Genomic DNA, 1,125 nt, shown 5'->3' with positions numbered 1-1,125 from the left:
CGGTACCCGCACGACCCGGAACGCCGGCCGCTCGCGGACGGCGTTCCGGGTTGCCTTGACCGTGCTCAGCCGACCCGCGCTCGTACGCATCAGAAAGGTTCAGTAGACGATGACATCGGTTCTTCATGTCGCGAAATCGGGGTCTGACGTGGCGGACGGCTCCGAGGCCGGCCCGTTCCGCACCATCAATCGAGCCGCCGCCGTCGCGCAGCCGGGGGACACGATCGTGGTCCATGCCGGCGAGTATCGCGAGTGGGTGCGGCCGCAGCGCGGTGGCCTCAGTGATCGGCGGCGCATCACGTACCAGGCCGCGGCCGGCGAGCACGTGGTCATCAAGGGGTCGGAGCGGGTGACCGGGTGGACGCGGGTGAACGAGACGGTGTGGAGCGTGTCGGTGCCGAACTCGCTCTTCGGCTCGTTCAACCCCTACGCCGAAGAGATCAACGGCGACTGGATCGTCTATCCGGAGCAGGATTCCCCGCGCAAGCATCTCGGCGACGTCTACCTGAACGGGCTGAGCTTCTACGAGGCGGTCAGCCTGCCCGACGTGTCGGATCCGCCGCTGCGCACCGAAGTGCTCGACGACTGGACCGAGACGCCCGATCCCGTCCGCAACCCCGAGCAGACGCGCTACGTCTGGTACGCCGAGGTGGGACCGGACGAGACGACGATCTGGGCGAACTTCCAGGGTGCCGACCCGAACGAGGAGCTCGTCGAGATCAACGTCCGCCGCTCCGTCTTCTATCCCACCGAGCACCACGTCGACTACATCACCGTTCGCGGCTTCGAGCTGGCGCAGGCCGCATGTCCGTGGACCCCGCCGACGGCCGACCAGCCGGGCCTCATCGGACCGAACTGGGCAAAGGGCTGGATCATCGAGGACAACGTCATCCACGACGCGAAGTGCTCGGCGGTTTCCCTCGGCAAGGAAGCGTCAACGGGCCACAACTACGCGACCCTGCGGGGCGACAGGCCGGGCTATCAGTACCAGCTCGAGTCCGTGTTCTCGGCCCGGCAGATCGGCTGGGATGCCGAGCACATCGGCTCGCACATCGTGCGGCGCAACACCATCCACGACTGTGGCCAGAACGGCATCGTCGGGCACCTGGGCTGTGTGTTCTCCAC

At 67.1% G+C, this 1,125-nt stretch carries 1 protein-coding gene; it reads left to right on the top strand.

What is annotated here, in order from left to right; all coding sequences use genetic code 11:
* Nucleotides 1-148: 148 nt before the first annotated feature.
* Nucleotides 149-1,125 (top strand): DUF1565 domain-containing protein (locus tag AB0M20_RS45055; protein WP_364307772.1); only part of this gene is annotated, 977 nt, incomplete at its 3' end.

The sequence above is a fragment of the Actinoplanes sp. NPDC051633 genome (assembly GCF_040681735.1).
GTDB lineage: Bacteria > Actinomycetota > Actinomycetes > Mycobacteriales > Micromonosporaceae > Actinoplanes.
This window is presented reverse-complemented; position numbering and strand designations above follow the sequence as displayed.